We start from the raw sequence: 23,953 nt of genomic DNA on the forward strand, positions 1-23,953 counted from the left end.
CTGCTTCCTGCCTTTCAATGTTCAGCGTGGAGAAGTATCTTGCTGAAGTTGTCCTGCTTGTTCGTATCGGAGCAGTTGCTGCCATGAGCGATCGTATTCACTTGGAGAACCTGCAGCCAGGACTGTCCCTTGCTCATCTAGCAAGCAGTATGCAGGTGTCGGGGACACCTGATAGTCATCGAGGAATGCATTCTGCTCGCGCGGCGCGACCAGGATCGGCACAGTGAGGTGTAACTCCTCTCTGAAAGCACGGGTTTTCTCCAGTTCATCAGCACTCACACAGACAACTGTCAGTCCTGTCGCCATAGCATGAGCAAGTCGGCTTAGATAGAAGGGGAGGTGAGCACGGCACAGCTTGTGCGCGGCAATAAAGAGGAGAAGTAGTTTTTGTCCGCGATAGTGATGCAGCGTGATCATTTCCCCGCTGAGAGAGGGGGCCGAGAAAGCCGGAGCTAGCTGTCCTAGCGCCAATCCTCGCCGTACAGTCGTAATGGTAGGCTGTGATGCTTTTCGTGCAAGCTTGAGCAAGACGATCCCTTGTACACTTTTCAGGGGTAAAGGGCCCCAGATGCGGGAATCGATGCTTCCGTTTTGATTGTCACCACATACGAAAAGGAAGCCTGAGGGAATATGCCAGGTACATTGCCTCTGATCTAACTCCGTATCAATGGTCCTTCTATATGCGCTGATATGCGTGTCTTCAAATGTTTCACCTCCAAGTGCTACAATGCGTTTTATGTAGAGGAGTGGCTTCGAGTTTTTGGTGTTTCTTTCAGATTTATGAGGAAGAGTTAAAATAACTATCTGGCCTTTGCGTAAATGAGGAACTAAAAATTTGCGCAAGACGATTACACGATCGCCTGCTTCTAATGCAGGAGCCATACTCTGGGTGCTCACGGTGATCACCAGTATACAGGTGCGAGTTAGCACCAGGGCGAGTGACAAGACCAATAGACAAGCACAGCAAACGAGTACGAAAGATATCATACAGACCGTTCCTCACATCTATTACAAGTATAGAATGGGATAAGTGATACGGAGATACCATCGAACGCGGGACGCGACTTCAAAGAGCCACATCCCGCATGCCCACGCTACATGCTGAAAGGCGCATTTTATCGACTAGCAGTCACATCCTAGTAAGTTCGACCAAGTCTCGCCGCGTTGACAACCAGTATAGTCATAGGAGCAGATTTCGAACTCGTACTGGCCGTACTGACAGACGCCAGAGCATTCGTAGTGACAGAGTTGAGGGCAATACTGTGCCATGGCTGTAGCTTGGGGTGCCAAGCGTGTCACAGTACTGTCCAGTAACGTGGTCAGAAAGCCAAGCTTTCCGGTGACACGATCAACCATGAACAGCAGGCGTTCACTGAAGTTCTGCATGCGGTTTCTCCTTGTGTGCGTAATGTGACAAAGCACCAAAAGTTGAAAGGGTCCACAGTTACGAATGTGTTACTTTTTCTCCTTGTTGCTCACCTCCTCTGTTCTAGTTACCCTCTGCCCCTCTCGACTCAGTGCTGTGGAAACTATCTGAACCAATTATCGCGTGAATTGCACAACCTACATATACAAGCCACATGACGTGGCAGTTGTCCAAAAATCAATTCATACAGAGATAGCTTTTTTTACCCAGTTATTGGATAGTGCCTTCCATTCTCCTCCCGCCATATTTGGGTGACCTGCTGACTGCACCTTGCCTTGGTTATCGATATAGCAGTAAAAAGGAGTGCCCTTGACCTGATAATTCTGGAAAAAAGGATTCTCGCTGCGTGGCGCTATCAACATAGGGAGATGGATATTGTTCTTCCTGGCGTAGCCCTGAATTTCCTCACGCTGATTGTCACACACAAGCACCAGATTAACACCTGCACGTATCGCCTGAGGGCCGAGCGCTTCCAGTTCGGGTAAGAGTTTCTCGCAATGGCTGCAACGTGTGGAAATAAAGACGAAGGCTGTTGGGTGTCCTGCGTAATCCTGGAATTTCACGCTTTCTCCAGAGAGCGTTTGGGCGGTAAAGTCTGGGGCCATCTGTCCATGCTGCAAACCTGTCTGCCGCGAACTAATGTTTAATCGACGGATGATGGCGAGCGTCAGGAGTAGATTCAATAAGACGACGATCCATAAAAGGATCAGGCTGATCAGAAATCCCGTTGGCATAAGCTTTCTCCTTTCGTTGCCTGCCGCTGCAGGGATGGCGCTTTAGCGGAAGAGTTGAACGATGTCATCTAAAAAGCCAACTGTCAGCACAAAAATGATCGCCATCCCGCCGATCAGGAGCCACATGAGCAGCTCTAGTTGTTCCAAGCCTATTCGACCAAGAGTCAAGACACTCCCACCAAAAGCACAGAGTAGGAAGGCTGTGTCCCGCCAGATATCTGCTTGTGTCACCGGCTTTTCGTTGCTTCCAAAACAGTTACAGGGAGTTTGAATCTGGCGCGTGATGACAGAAATGATCGCACCAACAAATATGAGCAAAAGGAGGAGTGCAAGCAGAAAGCCTGGAAGGAGGAACTTCCCTCCAAGAGCAATCAGGAGGACGACAGCAACTTCCGCGCTCACAAAGAGGAGCGAGGTAGGATAACTCATTTGCGCAGGCAAGAGGCGGAAATTAGTAATCGTCCGCTGGAACTGTGAGAGGTCGCGCAATTTGCCCATGCCAGAAAAGAGGAATACTAACCCGATAGCAACTCTACAGAACGCGAGGACATACGACCAGATCATTTGGCATCACACCTTTCTAGTAACTTGTCACGATTACTGAGGGGGTGAAATCACTATTGGATGCTTCGATCTGCCACAGAAATTCCCGCTTTTCTCGAAAAATTCTTCACTGCTCCTTTTATTCTAACATGAAATGCGGTTTAGATCAATATGAGTGAAAAGCTGAAAAGCTGGTAGCTGTTCGGAAAGCAAGAAAACTGGGGTAAATGAGCGAAGGGGCTTCGTACTCATTCAAGCGCAACCAATTTGGGTTGGGTGCGCCTCACTTCTACATGTGTAATTCCTAAAAACAGCATGTGGGAGAATAGTCTTGCTTATATCCATGCGATCTTCTCTACCTCTTTCTGCAGATCGTGTCGCGTGGCTTGCACATAGATCATCGTGGTATCCAGCGAGTCATGCCCCATGAGTTGGGCGAGGCGGTGGAGCGGGACAGCTGTCGCCATGCGGTAGCCAAAGCGGTGGCGCAGATCATGGGGACTCACATCAGAGAGCTTCGCTCGCTCCGCATATTTTTTGACGAGATAGCCCAATCCTCGTTCCGTCAGGCGCGCATGGCGCTTCTCCGAGAGAAACAGCGGGGTCGCATCATGTGAGAGTGGATTGCCCAAGACCGGATCATACGCCTGGAGGGCAGCACGCGCGGTCGCATTGAGGGGATTTTCCCGATACTTGTTGCGCTTGCCATGTACGACGAGCATTCCGCTCCGCTTGCCCAGCCGGATGTGTGCGCGGGTCAAATGGCAGACTTCTCGTGCGCGCAGACCGGTATGCAGCATAAGTACAAGAATGGCTCGGTCTCGCGCACTTCCCGTCTCCATCACTGCCGCAACCAACGCCTGTTCCTCCTGGTCGTCGAGATGACGTGGCGGGGTGACTTCCTCTCCCACCAGCTTGACCACCCTGGCCGGGTCATAGCTGAGTTGCCCGGTCGTGACTAACCACGCAAAATAGCGCTTGAGGCTGATGAGCGACCGGTCGACCGAGTTTGGCTTGAGCTGGAGGGTCTGTTGCAGGTACAGCCGATAATCGGTGAGGATGGGCGTCGTGACTGCTGCGGGGAGAAAGGATGCAGCATCCTCACGCCCCTGCTGCCAGGTTCCTTCGCACCATGCCGCAAACTGACGAAGATCGCTGAGGTAGTTCCGAATGGTGGGAACCGACAGGTCTTCTTCGACGCGGAGCCGTTGCTCATAGTGCGTGAGGACATGCTCACCAGCATCTGAGAGCGCTGGCTGTGCGGCTCGTTTCATGACAGCCTCCCCGTGAACTACCTTAGCAGGCATAGTATCGGGTCGTTCCCGCTCGCCTTGCTCGAACAAGAAAGTGGCCTCATGCCCACAGAGATTATGAGCGACTCCGGGTCGTACTCGGATCTTATGTTCGGGTTGTTCTGGAGTCTGGGCTATCAGTTCAGCCCCAGGCTCGCCGAGTTGAAAGATGCCCGCTTTTGGCGCATGGACCCAAGCGCCGATTATGGCCCCTTAAATGGTCTGGCACTGCACCGCATCAATCCCAATCTGATTGCCACCAACTGTTGCGCGTAGCTGGATCGCTCAAGGTGGGTATGGTGCATGCCTCGACGCTGGTGCAGGCTTTGCAGCGCGGAGGACACCCGACGACCCTGGGGCGCGCCATTGCCGAGCTGGGCCGGATTCCCAAAACCCTGCACGTGCTCAACTTCCTTGACGACGAATACTATCGTCGGCGCATTCAAACACAATTGAATCGTGGCGAGGGACGCCACAGCGTGGCACGGCATGTGTTTCATGGCCAGCGAGGCGAGCTGCGTCAGCGGTATCGTCAGGGGCAGGAGGATCAACTGGGAGTGCTGGGGCTGGTCGTCAATATGATCGTGCTCTGGAATACCTGGTATATGCAGGATGCACTCGATGAACTGCGGCGCAGTGGACAAGAGGTTCGACCGGAGGATGTGGAACGCTTAGCTCCGCTGCGCTTCCAGCATATCAATGTGCAGGGGAAATATCACTTTACCCTCCCAGAAAGCGTGGCCCAGGGCCATCATCGTCCACTTCGACAACCTTCCTCCTCGTCTGAAGAGCTTTTCTAAGCTCTCTTTGAGAGAACCTCAACTCTTTGGGCTAGATTCCTATTCCGACTTTCTGTTCCAACCATGGGCAAAGCCCTGCTATTGTCGAAGTTACTGCGGCTTACCTTAAGCATATGATATACTAGCCAGTAACAGTTGCTTACTGTACCCCTGATACTTGTAATGAAGAAAAACACGAAAAGGAGCAGCGACTATCCAGGACCATATCAGCGCTTTACGTACTGGTCAGGCACGCCGCGATCCCTTGCTCGCCTATACCCTGACGGCTCCACTTACCCCACTCATTGGCCGGAAGCGCGAGGTAATGGCGGTATGTAATCTCCTACAAGACCCACAAGTGCGCTTCGTGACGCTTCTTGGCCCGGGCGGCGTTGGCAAAACACGTTTAGGTTGGGCGGTAGCTGGCGAGTTGCTCGATCACTTTGCCCATGGCGTCTGCTTCGTCTCCCTGGCCCCGGTCAGCGACCCCAAACTGGTTATGGCGACCATTGCTCAAACGTTAGGACTCTGGGAAGCTGGAGATCGCCCCTTGCTCGAACAAGTGCGAGCATATTTGCGCGATCAGCACCTGCTGCTGCTCCTCGACAACTTCGAGCAGGTGGTGGCAGCGGCTCCACAAGTGGCCGACCTGTTAGCATCCTGTCCTCAGTTGCACGTGCTTGTGACCAGTCGGGCCGCCTTACGTATTCAGGGTGAATACGAGTTCATGGTCTCTCCCCTGGCCGTGCCTGATCTCCGGCAGCTTCCCACGAACGAGGAGCTGGCGCAGATTTCAACGGTGAGCCTCTTCTTGCAGAGGGCGCAGGCTATTCGATCTGACTTCCAGTTGACTGCTGCCAATGCCCGCACCATTGCGGCTATCTGCGCCCGTCTCGAAGGCTTGCCCCTGGCCATCGAACTGGCCGCGGCTCGCATTAAATTGCTTCCTCCCCACGCCCTACTTAAGCGCCTCGAGTCCCGGCTCCAGGTGCTGACCGGCGGGAAGCAAGACCTGCCAGCACGGCAACAAACGTTGCACAACACGTTGCAATGGAGCTACGACCTGCTTACCACTCAGGAGCAACACCTCTTCCGTTTGCTCTCGATCTTTGTAGGTGGTTGCAGTTTGCAGGCTGCAGAAGCTGTAGCACAAAGCGTGCGCTCTACATCTCTTGCAGACGCTACAGCCAACCATCAGAGGATGGAGGTGTTGGACGGGGTGGTATCATTGCTCGACAAGAGCCTGTTGCAGCAAACGGAGATGGAGGCCGAGGAGCCGCGACTGCTCATGCTCGAGACGATCCGTGAGTATGGCCTGGCATGCCTACAGGAGCAGGGAGAGCTGGAGGTGACGCGGCAGGCACACGCGGCCTATTACTTGCAGTTAGCGGAGGAGGCCGCACTGTATCAATTCAGCCCCGAGGCAGGCAAATGGTTCGAGATAATAGAGCGAGAGCAGGAGAATCTGCGGGCCGCCCTGCAATGGACCCTGGAATACCAGGGCGAGCAGGTAGAAAATGGCATTGAGACGGCGGCGCGTTTAGGCTGGGCATTGTGGAGATTCTGGAGCGTGCGAGGGCGCCTGCATGAAGGGCGTACCTTCCTTGAGCGCGTCTTAGTGGCCTCAGAGAAGAGTGAGGCATCTGTGCGGGCGAAAGCGCTCTCGGCGACGGCTCTGCTCGCCTCATATCAGGGCGATTATGTGCGGGCAGAACAACTCTGTGGAGAGGCTCTCACCCTCTTCCAGCAGCTCGCAGATCAGAAAGGGATCGTCCATGTCCTCGCTGTTCAGATAGGAGTCGCCTTGCATCATCGCCAGTCTTCACACATCCTCGCCCTGGCCGAGGAATCTCTCGCTCTCCTTAGAAGGGAAGGCCACCCCTGGTGGACCGCGTACTTCCTCATTGTCCTGGCGCGTGCAGCCTCTTTCCAGCATGAGTATGCCAGAGCCTCTCAACTCTTTGAGGAGAGCCTGGCGCTCCTGAGGACGCTGGGCTACCCAGGAGATATCGCATGGCCGTTGCTCTACATGGCACACGACCTGATTATCCAGGGAGAGTATACGCGAGCACGGCCCTTATTAGAGGAGGGCCTGGCCCTGTGCCGGAAGGCGGACAGCAAGGGCGGACTGGCCTACGCGCATAGTCTCCTGGGACAGGTAGCTTTTGAGCAAGGGGACGTGGCCAGTGCCAGCTCTCACTTTACCGAGAGCCTGCGAATCAACCAGGAGGTGGGGCATCGACAAAGTGTTGCCCGCTCGTTCTTCTTCCTGGCAAGTGTGATGGCATTGCAGGAGGATTATGTGCAGGCCCACACCCTCTATGAGGAAGGCTTGACCATTGCCATTCCGTTGGAACATCGTGGGTTAATTGCCTCGTGCCTGGAGGCGCTAGCAATTGTGGTAACTGCGCAAGGACAGCCTGCCTGGGCGGCGCGCCTATGGGGGGCTGCCCAAACAATGCATCAGGATCGGAACGCGTCGCTGCCCCAGGCGATGCACGCTCGTGACGAGCAGGCACAAACCACCGCACGCGCCATCCTGGGAGAAAAAGCCTTTACCGCGGCGTTGGAAGAGGGGCGGACCATGTCACCACAGCAGGCACTGACCGCCCAGGAGCCAGTTTCCTTAACCAGGCAGGTGACTACTGCACCGGCGAGCAGCCATGGAAAGACGCGCTTCCCCAATCAATTGACGCGCCGCGAGACAGAGGTGTTGCGCTTAGTGGCAGAGGGACTGACCGATGCGCAGATAGCCCAAAAGCTGGTCCTGAGTTCTGGCACCGTCAGTTGGTATGTGAGGTCTATTTGTGGCAAATTGAGCGTCTCTTCACGCACCGCTGCTACTCGCGCTGCTATCGAGCAGCATCTCCTCTAGCGCCTGACTTCTCTTCCTTTACTATCCCTCTGACACTTTCCACAACCCTATAATGCACGCGGGAGTATCATGCTTCCCTCTAATTCTACAGGGGAATTCTCGAACTGAACCCAAATACCTCGCGCAAAAAATCCTCTACTTTTACAGATGTACTATGGGCCGCCTCCAGGTAGACTATGTGCAGTGGTTCTCACTGACGAGAACCGGGAGACGACTTCTTTCCAGTGAAAATAAAAGTCTCTCTACTGAAAGAAATTTTTGAGCGAAGATTCAAAAGATTCAGAAAGGAAAACACAATGCGAGTATCTCATTTTTGTATGCAGTTCATCAAGCTGAGTTTCATTGTCGTTGCACTGCTTGGAGTGCTGGGCCTGCACGGCACCATTGCCCAGGCAGCATCCGGCCCGATCAGTGAATTCAAAATTCCCACTGCCGACAGTTTCCCTGGCGACATCGTCAAAGGACCCGATGGAGCCAGCTGGTTTACCGAGATTGAAGGCAACAAGATCGCACGCATCTCTACCACCGGCCAGTTCACCGAGTACCCGCTGCCCAATGGCGGCAATCCGCAAGGCATCACGGTTGGTCCTGATAACAACCTGTGGTTCACCGAGACCAGCGGCAACAAGATCGGACGCATCACCACCAGTGGCCAGATCACCGAGTACCCGCTGCCCACCCCGAACAGCATTCCAGAGGAAATCACGGCTGGTTACGACGGCGCTCTCTGGTTTACCGAGACCAACACGAGCCGGGTAGGAGCCATCGATACCAATGGCAACTTCCTCTATGAGTTCCAGGCTACTCCTGGCAGTTCACCGGGTGGCATCACGGCGAGTACGGATGGCAGTATCTGGTTTACCGAGGATACCGGCAATGCCATCGGGCATCTCACCGGTGGTCAGATCACCGAGTACGCGGTTCCTACAGCCGATAGTGGACCTGCGAGCATCATTACCGGCCCTGATGGCAACCTCTGGTTTACTGAGGCCGACGCGGGCCAGGTGCAGTCCTTGAACCCTTCCGGTCAGTTCCTCAAGACATACGCTGTCAACGGCAGTCCGGTTGGCATCACGCTTGGCGCTGACGGTGACTTCTGGTTCGCCGAGCAGAGCGGTTACATTGGACGCCTCACTCTCGCTGGCAACCTCACCCAGTATGCCGTTCCGAGCGGTGCTACCAGCCAGCCAACGAATATCACCCTCGGCTCAGACAACCACCTCTGGTTCACGGAGTTTCGGGCGAGTCAGATTGGCCTCGCCAATACCATGTTCAATCAGTTCAAGCAGTTCACTATCAAAACCGCCAATAGCGTGCCGGTTGGCATCACGAGAGGCCCCGATGGCAACCTCTGGTTCGCCGAGTCGAAAGGGAACAAGATCGGGCGCATTACCACCAGTGGCAAGATCACGCAGTTCAAGATACCGACGGCCAACAGTGGCACCTGGTACATCACCGCTGGTCCCGACAACGCCCTGTGGTTCACCGAGTCGAATGCGAACAAGATTGGACGCATCACCACCAGCGGTACGATTACCCAGTTCAAGATTCCCACCGCCGCAAGTGGACCTGAGGGTATCACGACCGGCCCAGATGGAGCCCTGTGGTTCACCGAGTACAACGGCGGGGCCAACAAGATCGGACGCATCACCACCAGTGGCCAAATCACCGAGTACGCCCTCCCCAACGCCTTCAGTGGTCCGTGGAGTATCGCGGCAGGTTCAGATGGAGCCTTGTGGTTCACCGAGCTGAACGTGAGCAAGATCGGACGCATCACCACCAGCGGGCAGATTACCGAGTACTCCATTCCCACGGCCAACAGTTCTCCGTATGACATCGTTCCAGGGCCTGATGGTGCGCTATGGTTCACCGAGCAGTTTGGGAATAACATTGGACGCATCACCACCGGCGGCCAGGTCACCGAGTATCGGGTACCCACCAGCAAAGTCCAGCTGGCTGGCATTACGGTAGGCTCTGATGGCAACCTCTGGTTTGCCGAAGCCAACACAAACGAGCTTGGACGCATCACTCCGAGTGGTCAGGTCACCGAGTTTACCTTCCCCAACTCCACGAGTGGGCCCTTTGAAATCACAGGCGGCTCTGATGGCAACCTCTGGTTCACGGAGTTGACCGCGAACAAGATTGGTCGTGTCTTCCCCTAAATGAGGTGAAGGACGGGCTTGTGAGCCAGGCAGCGAGCGAGGAGAGATCGTGCGCACGATCTCTCCTCGCTCGCTGCCTGGCTGCTTCCATATGCCTGCAAGGCACATAGGATTGCTCTGCCTCCCTGCAATTCTATAGGGTGATTTTCGAACCGAACCTGTTGTACCTCACACAGAAAATCCTTTATTTCTACGGATGCGTTACTGCCCTCCATCAGGTAGACTATGAGCAATGGTTCTGGTACGCGAGAACCACGAGGCCTCTTTAAAGAGGTAGATCAGTTCATCTACATAATTCCATATGAAGATGTGTGTGAAAGAGTTATACGAAAGGTATTCATTGCTACTTCCAAGCGGCTCAATGGATGAGCCAGAAGATAGACAAGATGTTAAAACAGAACACAAATGAAGGGAGAAACTCATGAGTAACCAGCAATCGTCACGAAGCGGCTTCGGCGGCCAGCATGCCGTGGTTATCGGCGCCAGTATGGCAGGACTCCTGGCCAGTCGCGTCCTGTCCGAGCATTTCGAGCAGGTAACGGTAATCGAGCGCGATCAGCTTCCACAGGAGGTGCAGGCTCGCAAGGGTGTGCCACAAGGCCGGCATGTTCATATATTGCTGCACAGGGGTGCATCTATTATGCAGGAACTCTTTCCAGACCTCTTTCCCGCACTTCTTCAGGATGGAAGCATCGCCATTGATACAGTTGCCGACTTCCACTGGTATAATTTTGGCGCGTGGAAACCTCGCTTCAGAAGCGGCATCACATTCTACAGTCAGAGCCGCCCCCTGCTAGAAGGACACGTGCGCGAGCGGGTAGCGGCGAGAAGCAATGTGCGCTTTCTCGATGCTTGCGATGTGGTCAAGCTCTGTGCCACTGATGATGCGACACAGATTACTGGCGTTCAGATACGCCATCGCGCGGGTGAACTGCACGAAGAAGTTCTTTCCGCCGATCTCGTCGTGGACGCCAGCGGGCGCGGCTCGCAGACTCCTCAGTGGCTAGCCGCTCTTGGCTATGGTGCAGTAGAGGAAAACACAATCAAGGTCAATGTCGGCTATGCGACACGTATCTACCGCCGCCCCGAACACAATAACTTTGACCACGATGTCCTGGCTGTCTACTCGACTCCTCCTGCCGGGAAACGGGCTGGCGTTCTCGCTCCTATCGAAGAGAATCGCTGGATCGTGACGATGATCGGCTGGATACGGGATTATCCGCCCGACGATGAGGCTGGTTTTCTCGCCTTTGCTCGTAGCTTGCCGCAACCTGACCTCTACGAGGCGATTCAAGATGCCGAGCCATTGACGCCGATTGCCATTCATAAGTTTCCTGCCAATCGTCGACGTCACTATGAACGTCTCGCTCGCTTCCCAGAGGGCTTCGTGGTCCTGGGCGATGCCGTGTGCAGCTTCAATCCTGTCTATGGACAGGGTATGACGGCAGCGGCCCTGGAAGCAGAAACGCTCAATACTCTGCTGTACCGGCAACGAGAGCGTCATCCACGTGGAGATATCACGGGTTTCTCGCGCCGCTTCCAGAAGAAGATCACGAAGATTGTGGATACCTTCTGGCTGCTAGCGGCGGGCGAAGATTTCCGTCATCCTGAGGCGCAAGGGAACAGACCCCTCGGCGTCAACCTCCTGAACCGCTATGCGCGTCGCGTTCACGAACTCTCAACGTTCGACCCGCAGGTAACGTTACTCCTCTATCAGGTTTTGCAGGCGATCAAGCCTCCAACGGCACTGTTTAGCCCGCGTATACTGGCGAAAGTACTTTTCAAAAGGGCACCTCGCCAGAGCGATCAGGCAGGAACGAGTGCTTCACCAGAGGTATCAGGAGACACTATCGCCTCCTCTACGGGAGAGCATGAAAAACAGCGGCAGACGGTGTCCTCTGTACAAGAGAAGACCCGCTCGTTGTGAGTACGGAGCAGACACAGAAAAGTAGTCATGACAGGAGGATGAATATGGGAATGACCAACGATGGCCTGTCCTATTGGCAGGCCGAAAGCGAGGGGATAGAACTCCTTGACATCACCATTGGTGATCTTTTAGACCATCAAGCTGAAGCTTTTTCCGACCGGGAAGCTCTTGTGTACTCGTGTTATCCTGAGTTCGGTACGACACTCGACATTCGCTGGACGTACCAGGACTATCATGAACGGGCCAACGCCGTCGCCAAGGGATTACTGGCTCTGGGCCTGGACAAAGGGGATCATATCGCTATCTGGGCTGCTAATTTGCCGCAGTGGCCGCTCTTGCAAATGGCCGCGGCCAAAGCTGGCCTGGTTCTGGTCACGATCAATCCCGTCCTGCGCGCTAGCGAGGTCGAGTACATCCTCAAGCAGGGGGATATCCGTACGCTGTTCTGCATGGCCCGTATACGCGATCATGATTGCCTGGCAACGATCCGTTCGCTCATTACTCCTGGCAACCAACGAGGCGAAGTAATGAGCGAGCGCCTCCCGCTGCTGCGCACTGTATGCCTGTTAGGTATCCCTCCTGTTGATGAATCCCAAGAGGAAGACTGGCCACTGCTCTTCGATGAGATGGTCATACGCGGAAAACAGATCAGCGACGTGGCGCTGAGCGAACGACAAACGTCCGTCACGCCTTTTGATCCAGCCATGATCATCTATACGTCCGGCACAACAGGCTCTCCTAAAGGCACACTGCTGACACATTATGCCCTGATCAATAATGCGCGTCTGCTTGCGAAGCGGTGGGGAGCCAATCAAGATACCCGCATGGCGGTACTGGTGCCATTCTTTCATGCCATGGGGTGCGTGGCGGGAACGCTCGGCTCTCTCTGCCCTGGCAGCTCTCTTCATCCCCTTCTGGCTTTTGATCCCTTGCAAGCGTTACGCATCATCAGCCATGAACGCTGCACCTTTTTGTCAGGAACGCCCACCATGATTACAGCGATTATGCAGCACCCTGCTGCCAGCACATATGATCTTTCTTCGCTGCAACTGATAGGTACGGGCGGGGCTCCTGTCCCTGTTGCCCTCATGGAGCAGGTTAAAAAGCAAATGGGAGCAGATGTTTTTATTGGCTTTGGTCAGACCGAGGCAACGTGCGGCATTACAACAACGCTCTCAGACGATCCATTCGAACTGAAGGCAGCGACGGTGGGCATACCGCTGCCGCATACTGAGGTCAAGGTCATCCATGCGGAAACAGGCAGCGTTCTTCCTGTTGGAGAGCGTGGAGAACTCTGCTGCCGGGGCTACCTTGTGATGGCTGGCTACTACAAGATGCCGGAAAAGGCAACCGAGGCGATTGATGCCGAGGGTTGGTTACATACGGGTGACCTGGCAACGATGGATGGGCGCGGCTACGTCAACATTGTGGGCCGGCTCAAGGATATAGTCATTCGTGGCGGCGAGAACCTTTTTCCACGTGAGATTGAGGAGTTCCTCATTCGCCATCCCAAGGTGGCTGACGTCCAGGTTGTGGGCGTGCCGGATGCCTTTTTTGGTGAAGAGTTGCTCGCCGTTGTTATCCCCAAACAAGGAGAGCAACTGAGTGAACGAGAGCTGCGCACCTACTGTAAGGGAAAGATCAGTCACCAGAAGATCCCGCGCTACTTCCAATTTGTGACCTCCTATCCTTTGACCGGGAGCGGGAAGGTGCAGAAGTTTGTGCTGCGAGAAAATGCCATCAAAGCCTGGGATCTCGCGATTCTGCCGCAGGAATAGAATAGAGAACAGGGCAATTTTTGCTCTTTACGAGCTTTCGTGCAACCAACGTTGGCACGCGGCAATGTCCAATCGATTTGGCCCTGCCAACTATTTGTGGCAATAAGCAGACAGCGGCGAGCGCACACTGGAGGAATTTTACGAAAGCCTCCAGCCCTTTGCAATCCCCTTCATGGCGCTCTTTGAGCGTAATCGGTTACCTTCTCGTTCAGCACTCTCGCGCTTTTTGGCCGCCCTCACCGAGGCTACCGTCGAAGCCCTGCGCACGCTCTTTCTCGATGACCTGCTGAGCCGCCCGCTGACACCCGACAAGCAAACGGGAGGGTTGATAGATCGGCAGGGAAACCGCTGGAGGGTCTTTGACATCGATGGCACGCGGGAAACTGCCCGTCAACGCGCCTTACCCCAGGGAAATGACGTGCCTACGGCCTTTCGCCGGTTGGATGACGTCTGCGCACCTGGCTACCGAGGCCGTAAGCGAGGGGAAGTAGTTAGGATACGCACAACGGTTTCTCAGGCCCATAGTTATCAGTGGCTCGGCAGTTTCGGCAATCGCGGGAACAGGCGCCTTTGCACCGGCGCTCTCCGATGAGGATCAAGAACAGGATCCCGACCGGTGCTGCAGCCACTGCGCCTGGGGGCAGGAGTGCTGGCAGATCATCTCGCAATGGATCTGGAACCTGCGCTTAGAGTGGGGGCATCAGCTTGAACCTTCTTCTGTGCGCACAACGGAGTGTGCTCCTGCTCCTGCGCCGGCCTCGTCTCGGCTTTCAAGAGCGGCTGGCCCGCAATGCTCGCGTTTCCACCGATGGGCCAGTTACGATCAGGATGTTCGGCGTCCCAGCAGCCTTTGCCGCCTCGCTCGAGTGGGCGACGGCTTGACTCTGTCCTGACCGCCGAGGGCGTCCTTCGGCTCGGACAAGCTGGCTTCTCCGAGGGAAGTCTCATGCCCTCTTTTCTCGTCTGGTGCTTACTTCTTCCACTCCGCTGCCTGCTTCGCTCTCCCTCTCACTGGTTTGGCCGTCTCTGATGAACTCCCCGCCCGCTTCCGCATGACTTTCGCCTCCCGATCAACGATGAGCTCTTCAACCAGCTCGTTGCGCATCGCGTGGGTGTTTCCTGGAAAGGTTAGTTCATACATTTTCCTGCAAAGATGTGTTGATATCTGCTTCTTCTGTGGAATGCACCGGGGAGACCGACAAAGGCATCTGTCGCAGGAGTCGGATAGCCAGGAGCGCGATCCAGCCCCAGCCGAGGATGATGGCGATGCGTTCAAGCAGGCCCGCTGGTGCGTTAGGCATGAGGCCTTTTTCATCGAGGACTGCCACCGTGAGGCTGGCGATGAAGGATGCCACGAGTATTATCCCTGTGACCAGCGAGTAAGAGGCCCAACCGCGCCAAGCAGGATCGCTTGCGAAGCGGCGGGCCAACACGAAAATGGCAATTGCCAGAGAGCCGAAAGCGAGAGGAGCACCGATGCCATGGATCGTTCCATGCAAGGTCTGAACGCCACCTGAGGAGCCAGGTGGATAGCCCAGGCTCGGATCGGTGACGAAGATGCCGACGATGATGAGGGAGAGCCCGAAGATGCCTAGCAGCAGCGGACCCCAGGTGGAACCTTTGCCCGAGCGAAAAACCTGCCGCAGTCCGAAAGCGAAGCAAAGGACCAGTACTCCACAGATGAGGAAATTCGCGATTTGTATCCAGCCCTGGTTGCTCAGGCTGAGTTCACTGACGAAATTGTGCCAGGCGCTGTAGCCGGGGCGTGTGACATCCTCGACTAAAAAGACCAGGATGAACAGGAGTGGGCCGATTGCTCCACACACAATCAGGAACCTGATTAGCAGAGGATAGTTCAGGGTTTGATTGTTCTTTGTCAGCATACTATTTTCCTTTCCTTTGTCAAAATGCAATAATGAGGAACGTATGGATTGCAATGCATCTATTGTAGAGGGGACGCGGACCACGATCACGAAATTTCCGCCCGGAGGCATCGGCTTCGATTGGGCATTTCTTGTTCCCTGCACCTGGTTGATGGTGGGCATCTCCCTTGACGGGTGGGTGCATAATCACATTCCGGCACTGGAAACCTTCTTTACGCCCTGGCATGGGGTGTTGTATTCCGGCTACCTGGCTATTGCTGTGTTTCTCCTGGTCGCGCTTGCGCGCAAGCACCGGAGAGGTTCTTCCTGGCAACAGGCCCTACCCGCAGGTTATGGCTTATCACTCTTTGGCGCAAGGAGGGAGCAAATTAGCGGGAGAGCAAAAGCCTCGATGATTTCACCATCCCAGAGGTGTTACAGAAACAGCGGAAAACCGGGAGTGCCTTTCCCCGTCTCCAGGTAGGATTTCAGGCGCTCCAGGAAGTACTCCCAATTCGCGTATGTCTGTTGATAGGCCTCATCGTTTCTCCTTTCTTTGCGAAATGGTTTCAGCATTTCCATCGTTTTCTCTCCTCGTTTTGTCGTGATGACTCCCTACAAAACGGGAACTTGCATATTGATAGCAAGCAACGCTTCTTCCAGATTCGGCTCGGCAGATCGGGCGTCCTCGTGAGGACGCGACGCACTGATGAGACGGAGATACACGCCCTCGGGCTTGCTAATCATCGTACTCACCCGGCTTGCCATCTGCAAGCGTTGAGCCGTCGCCGGATCAACGGTGATTTCCCATACCTTGCCGTTTGCCTGGGTTAAGAGCCCTTGAGGAGTCGTATCAGTAAGGATGCGTCCTTCGCGCAACACCACCAGGCGGGATGCGACCGCTTCGACGTCACCCACAATGTGCGTAGAAAGCAGGATGATACGTGAAGCGGTCAGGCTCGCCAGTAGCGTGCGAAATCTCACGCGTTCCTCAGGATCAAGACCGGCGGTGGGTTCGTCCACGATCAGGAGTTCCGGGTCGTTGATGAGCGCCTGGGCAATGCCGATGCGCTGTTTCATGCCTCCCGAGTACGTGGTGAGACGCCGGTCCGCCACCTGTTTGAGATTGACGAGTTCCAGCAATTCCTCCACGCGTTGGCGAGCCAGGGTGGAGGGTAAGCCTTTCATCGCAGCCAGGTACAGCAAAAATTTGCGCCCGGTAAACTCTGGATAGACGCCGAAGTCTTGCGGCAGGTAGCCCAGCACCTGTCGCAAGCTACTCCCATGTTTCTGTATATCTTTGCCATTCCAGTACACGGCTCCTGTGGTTGGTTGCAAAAGGGTCGCGATAATGCGCATGAGTGTTGTCTTGCCCGCTCCATTGGGGCCAACCAGCCCGATCATGCCAGGGCTGCAGCGCAATGAGAGGTCGCGCAATGCCCATGTCGTGCGATATTGCTTACTTACCTGCTCAATGATGAGTTCCATGTGTTGTTTCCATCCTTCCTCTGGTGTTTTTTCTCATAGGTGATTTTACGGTAACTCCTTTACGCACGCATATCGCGGAAGCGACGGAACAAGAGCGTTGCGAGGATGACGACAGCGATGCCGAAGCCAACCCACGCCAGGCGAGGAATAATCCACGTCCTCATATCCGGGAGCTGCTGCTCGAGCGTGTACAACTTCGAGAAGAAGACCTGATTGCTGACATGTTGGGTTTGCAGAACCAGTTGAGTCAGCATCTGACCGGTCGACTGTGCCTGCGCGACCAACTGGCTGGTCGGGTCCCAGGCGGCCAGATTTCCTACATGCAGTCGACTGATGATGGGCGCGCTCAGAAACCAGAGGAGCAGCAGGGCTACTTTGATAAACATGGAGAGGCGCGGCCAGAGCGTCCCCAGTGCGAAGCTGACGCTACTCAGAATGAGAACCGGCGGCAGGAAGAGAACTGCCCACAGGATGGTAATGTTCGACAGATCCGGCGGCACAGAGAGGCTGGCAGGCTGCACCTGATGCAGGAGCAGGGCGACTGAGATGATCGAGAGGAGCATGACACAGGCCAGGCCCAGGCTCATCAGCAAGCTCACCAGGTAGCGCCCGCCCACATAGGCCCAGGACGGGATCGCGGTCGTCATGAGTAATTCATGCGTGCGCCTCTTCAGATCGCGAGCAACGGCATCGGTACAGAGAAAAGGGATGAAGAGCGCCATCACCATACCGAGGTAGGTGGGCGTCGTGTGGAACAGGCCATAGGTGCTGAGCCAATCGATACCAAAGGTCCGTACACCGAAGGCGGTCGTAACCGTTTGCGGATCAGTATTGGTGCCGAGTGCCAGTTCGAGCATACTGGCAAGGGCAAAGACCAGCAGTGGAATGAGCCACGTAGACCAGGCAAAAGCCAGCCGGCGCAGTTCCCAGCGTATCACTGTGACCAATGAGTTTGGATGACGAGCAGGAGAGAGCGGAGAAGCTCCCACTGACTTCGAAGATGTTAATGATGTAGCCATAGTAACCTCTTTTCTCTGTGCTGCACAGGGCAGCGTCTTTTCAATTTTATTTGATAAGGAGAGTGATACCTTAGGCGTTTTTTGGGATGCGTGACGGGTCTGTGAGCCGGACAGTTTCATGGGGTCGTTGCTACTAAAAGATGACGTGGAATCTGGAGTGTGAAACGCCAGAGTGCGACCGCCAGCATGACGGCTCCTATCCCACCCAGAAGCAGCTCCCCGGAGAGGCTCATCAGGATACCGAGATAGCCTGTACTGAGAACAACCAGCAGCAGCCAGCTACTGTAGGCCAGCACGGTTGCCAGCAGTATCGAAAGCCATAACGAGAGAACCAGCGCCAGGCTGGCGACAAGGAGCAACGGCATCAGCCAGTACAGCGTCACCACAAGGAAGCTTCCATTGCCATGTATCCAGCCGACCAGGCTCAGCAGCACCCCCAGGCTCACGTCGTACCCCAGCACTACGACCAATCGCGCCACGATGAGTTGGAGCGCAGATGGAGGGCAAGCCAATTCCCACTCCAGGGTATGCAGCCTGACGCCACGAAAAGCGCTGGTCACGCTGAGATAAGCCAGCAAGGGCGCGAGCGCCCTCAGCCAGGCAATCGTCAGCGGATTCTGGGTACTCAGTTCAACGATTGCCCCGATCAAAACGATGAGCAGGCTGAATATCCAGAAAGGGGGGTGCTGGACGCTGACCTGCGCGCGAGCAGTGTGCAGCAGCGTGATCAGCCGGCTGCGCTGCACCATGCGCTCGCGAATGGCCTGGCGCACGGCTGAGTGCAGCGGCATCGCCTGTTCCAGGACAGACAATAGGCGCCCCCGGTCAGCAGAGGTGATGCGCCGCTCAGGCCATTCCGCCAGTCGTTGCACAACGGGCATCCAGGCAGCGATTTCAGCCGGGCCTGCATCCAGTTCTTGCAGGGCTTCCTCCAGGTCATTGAGATCGTTGTTCTCCACAGGTCTCCTCCTTTAGAGATAGGTGTCCGCTGATGTTGCCAGAACACTCCGTAATCGCCGCAATCCAGTAGAGAGTCGCCATTTGACCGTTCCCAGGGGAATATCCAGCGTATCAGCGACCTCTTGCAGGCTCAAATCACAGTAAAAACGCAACCAGAGCGTCGCCCGAAACTCCATACTCAACAGGTTTAAGGCGCCGACCAGTGTGGATCGCTGCTCGCCGCGCAAGGCCTGTTCTTCTGGACCAGGAACAGTGTCTGGTATCCAATCCTCATGTTCAGACGCCAGAGGCGTTGAAAGCCGTATAGCACTCGATTTGAAATGGTCGCGAACCAGGTTGGTAGCGATGGTATAGAGCCAGGGTTTGAACAGGCGATCACCACGTGCAGTGTGCTGGCGAAGTACGCGCAAGAACGTCTCCTGGGCAAAGTCCTGGGCAAGTGCCCAGTCCCCGCCGAGCAGCCGGTCGAGATATCCAGTCAGCGCCTGCTGATACCGCTCGACCAGCGTGGCCAAAGCAGTCATCTCACCTGCCATAACATCGCTGAAGAGCTGCTCATCACTCAAACGCTCCATGTCAGTGCTTTCTTCCTACGGTGCTTGCCTGTTCCATCTGCGTTCTTCACATACACGAGCGAAGGGAGCAAAAGGTTGGCGAGGGCAAACATATGATATCGGTCTTTCTCGTTGCTGCGACATAAGAGGTGAGACATTACCTGCTCAAGTGTTCGTTCCGGCTGTTGCTTGCCATCTTTCGATCTCCAGCCAACTAAACCATCCGGTCTCTGGTCTTGACCAGCTTTCCCAGAGGGGATAAACCTGGACAGGAGTCTCCAACGGGAGGGCAGCATGCCAAAGGAACAGCGGACCTTTACCAAGGAATTCAAACTGGAAGCCGTGCAACTAGTGCGCACGAGTGGCAAATCTCAGGTGCAAGTGGCGCGAGTTGGGCATTGCTGATAGTACGTTGCATCACTGGTGCAAGCTCTTTGTAGATCAGGGTCAGCAGGCCCTTGTCGGCAGTGGGCATCAAACGCCACAAGAAGAGGAACTGCGCCGGTTGAAGCAACTGGATACTGAAAGCTGTGGAAAGACCTGCATCATGCTGGGGTAGGTCGCGAAGTGAATGCGCCCATCGACTTTGATTGCTCCGCCCTCGATACGCACGCGCGACTCATCAGGAACGTGATCTTTGAAGGCATCTTCAGCCTGCTTCACCAGTTCGCGCCGATCAGCCAGGAAAAGCACACGTTTGACCCAACTCGCTCGTATAAGCATCTGCACTAGCGCGATAGTCGTGCGCGTCTTACCCGTACCCGTTGCCATAACAAGCAGAAATTTCCGTTGCTTCAACCTCATGCCATCGATGATCGTTTGAATAGCTCGAAGCTGGTAATCACGCTCAACAATTGAGGGATCTGGCTGGAACAGATGGAGGGGTTGTGAGTACTGGCGCAACAAATCCAGTCTTTCCAGGTCATCCTGTGTGAAAAAGCCATTAATCCTTCTGGCCGGATATCTTCCCTTATCCAGGAAATATGTTTCATCTCCATTACTGAGGAAAATAAAGGGGAGCCTGCCAGTCTTCTGGCTAATGCGCTCCGCATACTCGACAGCCTGACGTTCCCCTTCCAGGGGAGAACGAGAATCGCGTTTCGCCTCCAGCACCACTAGTGGTTTACCATCCTTGCCCAACAACACATAATCGGCAAATGCCCTGCTTCCCTCAGTGCCTGCTGAGGGCAAGTAATCCTGGGAACGTTCCCTTATACCCTTACCTGTTCCTGAGAGGAACATCTCTGTGACCACGTTCCCCTGATTCCGGCTCCAACCGGCTTCGGCAAGCTGCTTATCAATATTCTCTTGCCTTATTTCTGCTTCTGAGGGCATCTCTTCTATATCCACCTCTTTCTACAGATCCGATCAAACTCAGTTTTTGTGAAATACTATCTGGCCCTGCCAAATATTTGTGACAATGACTAAAATCCGACAACCCCTACACGTCCAGCTTCGCGCTCTTGGCATGGCTCTCAATAAACCGCTTGCGCGGAGCTACCTCGTCTCCCATCAGCATGTTGAAAACCTTGTCGGCCTCCACCGCCTCTTCAATGCTCACCTTCAGGATTGTGCGACGGGCGGGGTCCATGGTGGTCTCCCAGAGGGTTTCGGGATTCATTTCGCCGAGACCTTTGTAGCGACCGACTTCGGGCTCTTTGCCGTTGTGCGTAGCCCTGTACTCTTCGATCAGACGATCGCGCTCCTCGTCGCTGTAGACGAACTGAACGTTTTTGCCCGTTTTGACGTGGTAGAGCGGCGGCTGCGCAATGTAGAGGTGCCCGTCGGTGATCAGCGGCTCCATGTAGCGGAAGAAGAAGGTCAGCAGCAGCGTGCGAATGTGCGCGCCGTCAACGTCAGCATCGCACATGATGACGATGCGCCCATAGCGCAGCTTGGATTTGTTGAAGTGTTCGCCGATACCGACACCGATGGCAGTGATGATGTTCTTTACCTCTTCGTTGGCCAGCATCTTGTCGAGTCGCGCGCGTTCGACGTTGAGAATCTTTCCACGTAGCGGCAGGATGGCCTGGAAGTGGCGGTCGCGACCAGACTTTGCCGAACCACCTGCCGAATCACCCTCAACCAGGTACAATTCGCATCTGTCGGCATGTTTCTCGGAACAGTCGGCCAGCTTACCAGGGAGCGTCGTGTCCAGGGCGTTCTTGCGCTGGATCAGGTCGCGGGCGGCGCGGGCGGCTTCGCGCGCGCGAGCGGATAGCAAGCACTTCTCGATGATGGCCTTGGCTTCGCTGGGCGTCTCCTCCAGGTACTTGGTGAGCATTTCCGCGGTGACAGTTTCCACGATGGGACGTACTTCGGCGTTATTCAGCTTGGCCTTGGTCTGCGCCTCGAACTGTGGATTGGGAACCTTGACGCTGACGACCGCCGTCAGGCCCTGCCGCACATCGTCACCGGTCAGGTTGCTGTCTTTTTCTTTGAGCAAATTCACTTTGCGCGCGTAGTCATTGAGCGTGCGCGTGAGGGCACTGCGGAATCCGGTGATGTGCATGCCGCCATCGACGGTGTTGATGCCGTTGGCGAACGAAAATTCGGTGGGGTTCCAGCCATCGTTGTACTGCACGGCCAGCTCGACCTTGATCCCATCTATCTCGCGAATGGTGCTGACAGGGCGGCCCATAAGACGCCCGCGGTCTTTGTTCAAGTAGCGCACGAACGAGACGAGACCACCCTCGAAGTAGAAGGTCACCTCGCGGTCGGTACGCTCGTCTTTGAGGGAGATGGTCATGCCGCGGTTCAGGTAGGCCATTTCGCGGAAACGCTGCGCCAGGATGTCGAAGTTGTAGTCGCGCGTCTCCATGACTGTCAAATCAGGCAGGAACGACGTGATCGTACCGGTATCGTCTTCTTCAACGAGGTCCACTTCCATCAGTGGCGTGACCGCTACACCGCGCTCGTAGCGCTGGCGGTACAGGATACCACCGCGTTTGACATCGACCTGGCACCATTCGGAAAGCGCGTTGACGACGGAAACGCCGACACCATGCAGGCCGCTACTGATCTGGTAGCCGCCGCCGCCGAATTTGCCGCCGGCATGCAGGATGGTCATCACAACTTCGAGCGTGGAGAGGCCGGGGCGCTGGTGGTGTTCTTCGACGGGGATGCCGCGGCCATTATCCTCAATCGTTACCGAGCTGTCGGCGTGGATGATGACCTTTACGGTATCGGCGTAGCCCGCCATTACCTCGTCGATGCTATTATCGACGACCTCGTAGATGAGGTGATGCAGACCGCGCTGGTCGGTTGCTCCAATATACATGCCGGGGCGCACGCGGACGGCTTCCAGGCCTTCGAGAATTTGAATGTTTTGTTCGCTATATCCACCATTACCGTTGCCGTTTACTTTCCCATCGCCATTGCCGTTGCCAGTTTTTTGTTCAGGATAGTTACTAAGAACACTCTTATTCTCGTCTATCTGCTCTGCCATTATGGATTCTCTCGTTTTTGCCATAGCCTTGATACGCCCCTTGTAAACACCTTCTTGTACATATTTTCTATATTATACACCTTATACTGGCACATTGTCAGCCATATCTAAGCTGTATGCGGAGATAATAACTCTGGTGGATGAGGCATTGTTTGGACCCGGATGGGCTGTCTGTCTTCTCGTAGAAATACCTCAACACCTTAGATTGGTTTTCTCATAGAGCGGAGAAAACACGGTAATATGACCATATTCTTTCACCTCTCTATTATACCACAATCCGCTCGACAAGCAAAATTAGGGGGCCTTTTGGTAGGGGTAATTCATCGCAAGATATTACGACCTCGCGGTAGGGAAGAACTGGCCTGCGAGGTCGTAATATCTTGCGGCTCATTGTTTCAGTAGCGGTTGCCCAGCTGGCCACTCATAGGCATTCCTGGCGTACTCTGCATCCCTTGCATGACCGGCATTCCCGGCATATTTTGCATAGGCCCGGCAAGATTTGTGGCGCAGTAAGGACAGAATGCCCAGCGCAGTTCGAGCAGGCGCTCGCACTTGGGGCAGGGGCGCTTGAGTTTCTGGCCGCAGGAAGGGCAGATCTGGAAATCCGACTCGACGCGCGCGTGGCAGTTATTGCAGGTCTGGCGCTCGGTCATTTCGGCCAGCAGCGATTCTTCTTCCAACTGGCGTTCGTAAATCTCCGCCAGCGTCTGCCGCGGGCGCAAGATCATGTAGATGAAAAGCCCGCCGATGAAGAAGAAAGCGACGAGCAGAGTTGCCAGTATCTGGGTCAGGAAGTCCTGCGAGCGCGAGCGAATATCGCGGAACGTCCAGACAATCAAGCTGATCCAGAAGATGACAATAAATGCGACCAGGAAGCCGATAACGATACCCAGTACCTTATTTAATGTATCTAGCAGGCTGCTTGAACTCGATGTTGTCGGCCCGGTCACGACTGTTGGCGTCGCAGTTGGAGTGGGAGAACCGGCCAGTAGAGATAATGGTTGTGTTTTGGAAAGAACCTGAACAAAATCCGCAATCACAGGATTACCGTCCCTTTCAGAATAGCCTCGGCTCCTATGCGCCTGAGCAAGCAGGGGCGCGATACA

19 protein-coding genes and 2 pseudogenes are annotated in these 23,953 nt (G+C 55.1%); 9 read left to right on the forward strand and 12 right to left on the reverse strand.

Annotated features, from left to right (window positions below):
• Positions 1-21: 21 nt before the first annotated feature.
• The 4 genes from lepB to VFA09_27520 all read right to left on the reverse strand — a co-directional run bounded on the left by lepB (position 22) and on the right by VFA09_27520 (position 3,977).
• Complete coding sequence (lepB, locus tag VFA09_27505; protein HZU71055.1) at positions 22-987, reverse strand: signal peptidase I; 966 nt, start codon at positions 985-987, stop codon at positions 22-24.
• Positions 988-1,608: 621 nt separating this feature from the next.
• Complete coding sequence (locus VFA09_27510; protein ID HZU71056.1) at positions 1,609-2,160, reverse strand: TlpA disulfide reductase family protein; 552 nt, start codon at positions 2,158-2,160, stop codon at positions 1,609-1,611.
• Positions 2,161-2,202: 42 nt separating this feature from the next.
• Positions 2,203-2,724, reverse strand: coding sequence for a MauE/DoxX family redox-associated membrane protein (locus VFA09_27515; GenBank protein HZU71057.1), 522 nt, complete (start codon positions 2,722-2,724; stop codon positions 2,203-2,205).
• A 314-nt stretch (positions 2,725-3,038) separates the two neighbouring features.
• Complete coding sequence (locus tag VFA09_27520; GenBank protein ID HZU71058.1) at positions 3,039-3,977, reverse strand: tyrosine-type recombinase/integrase; 939 nt, start codon at positions 3,975-3,977, stop codon at positions 3,039-3,041.
• A gap of 96 nt (positions 3,978-4,073) precedes the next feature.
• Between VFA09_27520 and VFA09_27525 the strand changes: the two are divergent.
• From VFA09_27525 to VFA09_27555, 7 genes and pseudogenes are all read left to right on the forward strand, one after another.
• Positions 4,074-4,795: pseudogene (locus VFA09_27525) on the forward strand (Tn3 family transposase).
• A 244-nt stretch (positions 4,796-5,039) separates the two neighbouring features.
• Positions 5,040-7,649, forward strand: a complete 2,610-nt coding sequence (locus VFA09_27530; GenBank protein HZU71059.1) for a tetratricopeptide repeat protein — start codon at positions 5,040-5,042, stop codon at positions 7,647-7,649.
• A gap of 296 nt (positions 7,650-7,945) precedes the next feature.
• Complete coding sequence (locus VFA09_27535; GenBank protein HZU71060.1) at positions 7,946-9,811, forward strand: hypothetical protein; 1,866 nt, start codon at positions 7,946-7,948, stop codon at positions 9,809-9,811.
• 421 nt (positions 9,812-10,232) lie between these two features.
• A complete protein-coding gene (locus VFA09_27540) occupies positions 10,233-11,738 on the forward strand; it encodes an FAD-dependent oxidoreductase (GenBank protein ID HZU71061.1) in 1,506 nt (501 codons plus the stop codon).
• Positions 11,739-11,782: 44 nt separating this feature from the next.
• Positions 11,783-13,516 carry an AMP-binding protein gene (locus tag VFA09_27545; GenBank protein ID HZU71062.1) on the forward strand — a complete coding sequence of 578 codons (1,734 nt, stop codon included), beginning with the start codon at positions 11,783-11,785 and terminating at the stop codon, positions 13,514-13,516.
• A gap of 112 nt (positions 13,517-13,628) precedes the next feature.
• Positions 13,629-14,274: pseudogene (locus tag VFA09_27550) on the forward strand (hypothetical protein).
• Positions 14,222-14,398, forward strand: coding sequence for a hypothetical protein (locus VFA09_27555; GenBank protein ID HZU71063.1), 177 nt, complete (start codon positions 14,222-14,224; stop codon positions 14,396-14,398). The pseudogene VFA09_27550 and the gene VFA09_27555 overlap by 53 nt, the downstream one beginning before the upstream one ends.
• Before the next feature lie 251 nt (positions 14,399-14,649).
• Here VFA09_27555 and VFA09_27560 read toward each other — a convergent pair whose 3' ends face one another.
• Complete coding sequence (locus VFA09_27560) at positions 14,650-15,399, reverse strand: DUF998 domain-containing protein (GenBank protein ID HZU71064.1); 750 nt, start codon at positions 15,397-15,399, stop codon at positions 14,650-14,652.
• Positions 15,400-15,442: 43 nt separating this feature from the next.
• On the opposite strand from VFA09_27560, the gene VFA09_27565 reads away from it, so the two are divergent.
• A complete protein-coding gene (locus VFA09_27565; protein ID HZU71065.1) occupies positions 15,443-15,862 on the forward strand; it encodes a hypothetical protein in 420 nt (139 codons plus the stop codon).
• A 131-nt stretch (positions 15,863-15,993) separates the two neighbouring features.
• On the opposite strand, the gene VFA09_27570 is transcribed toward VFA09_27565, so the two are convergent.
• From VFA09_27570 to VFA09_27585, 4 genes are all read right to left on the reverse strand, one after another.
• Complete coding sequence (locus tag VFA09_27570; GenBank protein HZU71066.1) at positions 15,994-16,866, reverse strand: ABC transporter ATP-binding protein; 873 nt, start codon at positions 16,864-16,866, stop codon at positions 15,994-15,996.
• 59 nt (positions 16,867-16,925) lie between these two features.
• Positions 16,926-17,885: a hypothetical protein gene (locus VFA09_27575; protein ID HZU71067.1), complete on the reverse strand. Its 960-nt coding sequence runs from the start codon at positions 17,883-17,885 to the stop codon at positions 16,926-16,928.
• Between the two features lie 116 nt (positions 17,886-18,001).
• Positions 18,002-18,844 (reverse strand): hypothetical protein, encoded by an 843-nt coding sequence (locus VFA09_27580; protein ID HZU71068.1) that lies wholly within the window; start codon positions 18,842-18,844, stop codon positions 18,002-18,004.
• A gap of 12 nt (positions 18,845-18,856) precedes the next feature.
• Positions 18,857-19,420: a sigma-70 family RNA polymerase sigma factor gene (locus VFA09_27585; protein HZU71069.1), complete on the reverse strand. Its 564-nt coding sequence runs from the start codon at positions 19,418-19,420 to the stop codon at positions 18,857-18,859.
• Between the two features lie 273 nt (positions 19,421-19,693).
• Between VFA09_27585 and VFA09_27590 the strand changes: the two genes are divergently transcribed.
• Positions 19,694-19,804 carry a transposase gene (locus VFA09_27590; protein ID HZU71070.1) on the forward strand — a complete coding sequence of 37 codons (111 nt, stop codon included), beginning with the start codon at positions 19,694-19,696 and terminating at the stop codon, positions 19,802-19,804.
• A gap of 69 nt (positions 19,805-19,873) precedes the next feature.
• On the opposite strand, the gene VFA09_27595 is transcribed toward VFA09_27590, so the two are convergent.
• The 3 genes from VFA09_27595 to VFA09_27605 all read right to left on the reverse strand — a co-directional run bounded on the left by VFA09_27595 (position 19,874) and on the right by VFA09_27605 (position 23,887).
• A complete protein-coding gene (locus VFA09_27595) occupies positions 19,874-20,734 on the reverse strand; it encodes a DEAD/DEAH box helicase family protein (protein HZU71071.1) in 861 nt (286 codons plus the stop codon).
• A 106-nt stretch (positions 20,735-20,840) separates the two neighbouring features.
• Positions 20,841-22,871, reverse strand: a complete 2,031-nt coding sequence (gyrB, locus tag VFA09_27600) for a DNA topoisomerase (ATP-hydrolyzing) subunit B (GenBank protein ID HZU71072.1) — start codon at positions 22,869-22,871, stop codon at positions 20,841-20,843.
• A gap of 371 nt (positions 22,872-23,242) precedes the next feature.
• Positions 23,243-23,887, reverse strand: a complete 645-nt coding sequence (locus VFA09_27605; GenBank protein HZU71073.1) for a zinc ribbon domain-containing protein — start codon at positions 23,885-23,887, stop codon at positions 23,243-23,245.
• Positions 23,888-23,953: the final 66 nt, after the last annotated feature.

The organism is Ktedonobacteraceae bacterium, assembly GCA_035653615.1.
In the GTDB taxonomy this organism is placed as follows: domain Bacteria; phylum Chloroflexota; class Ktedonobacteria; order Ktedonobacterales; family Ktedonobacteraceae; genus DASRBN01.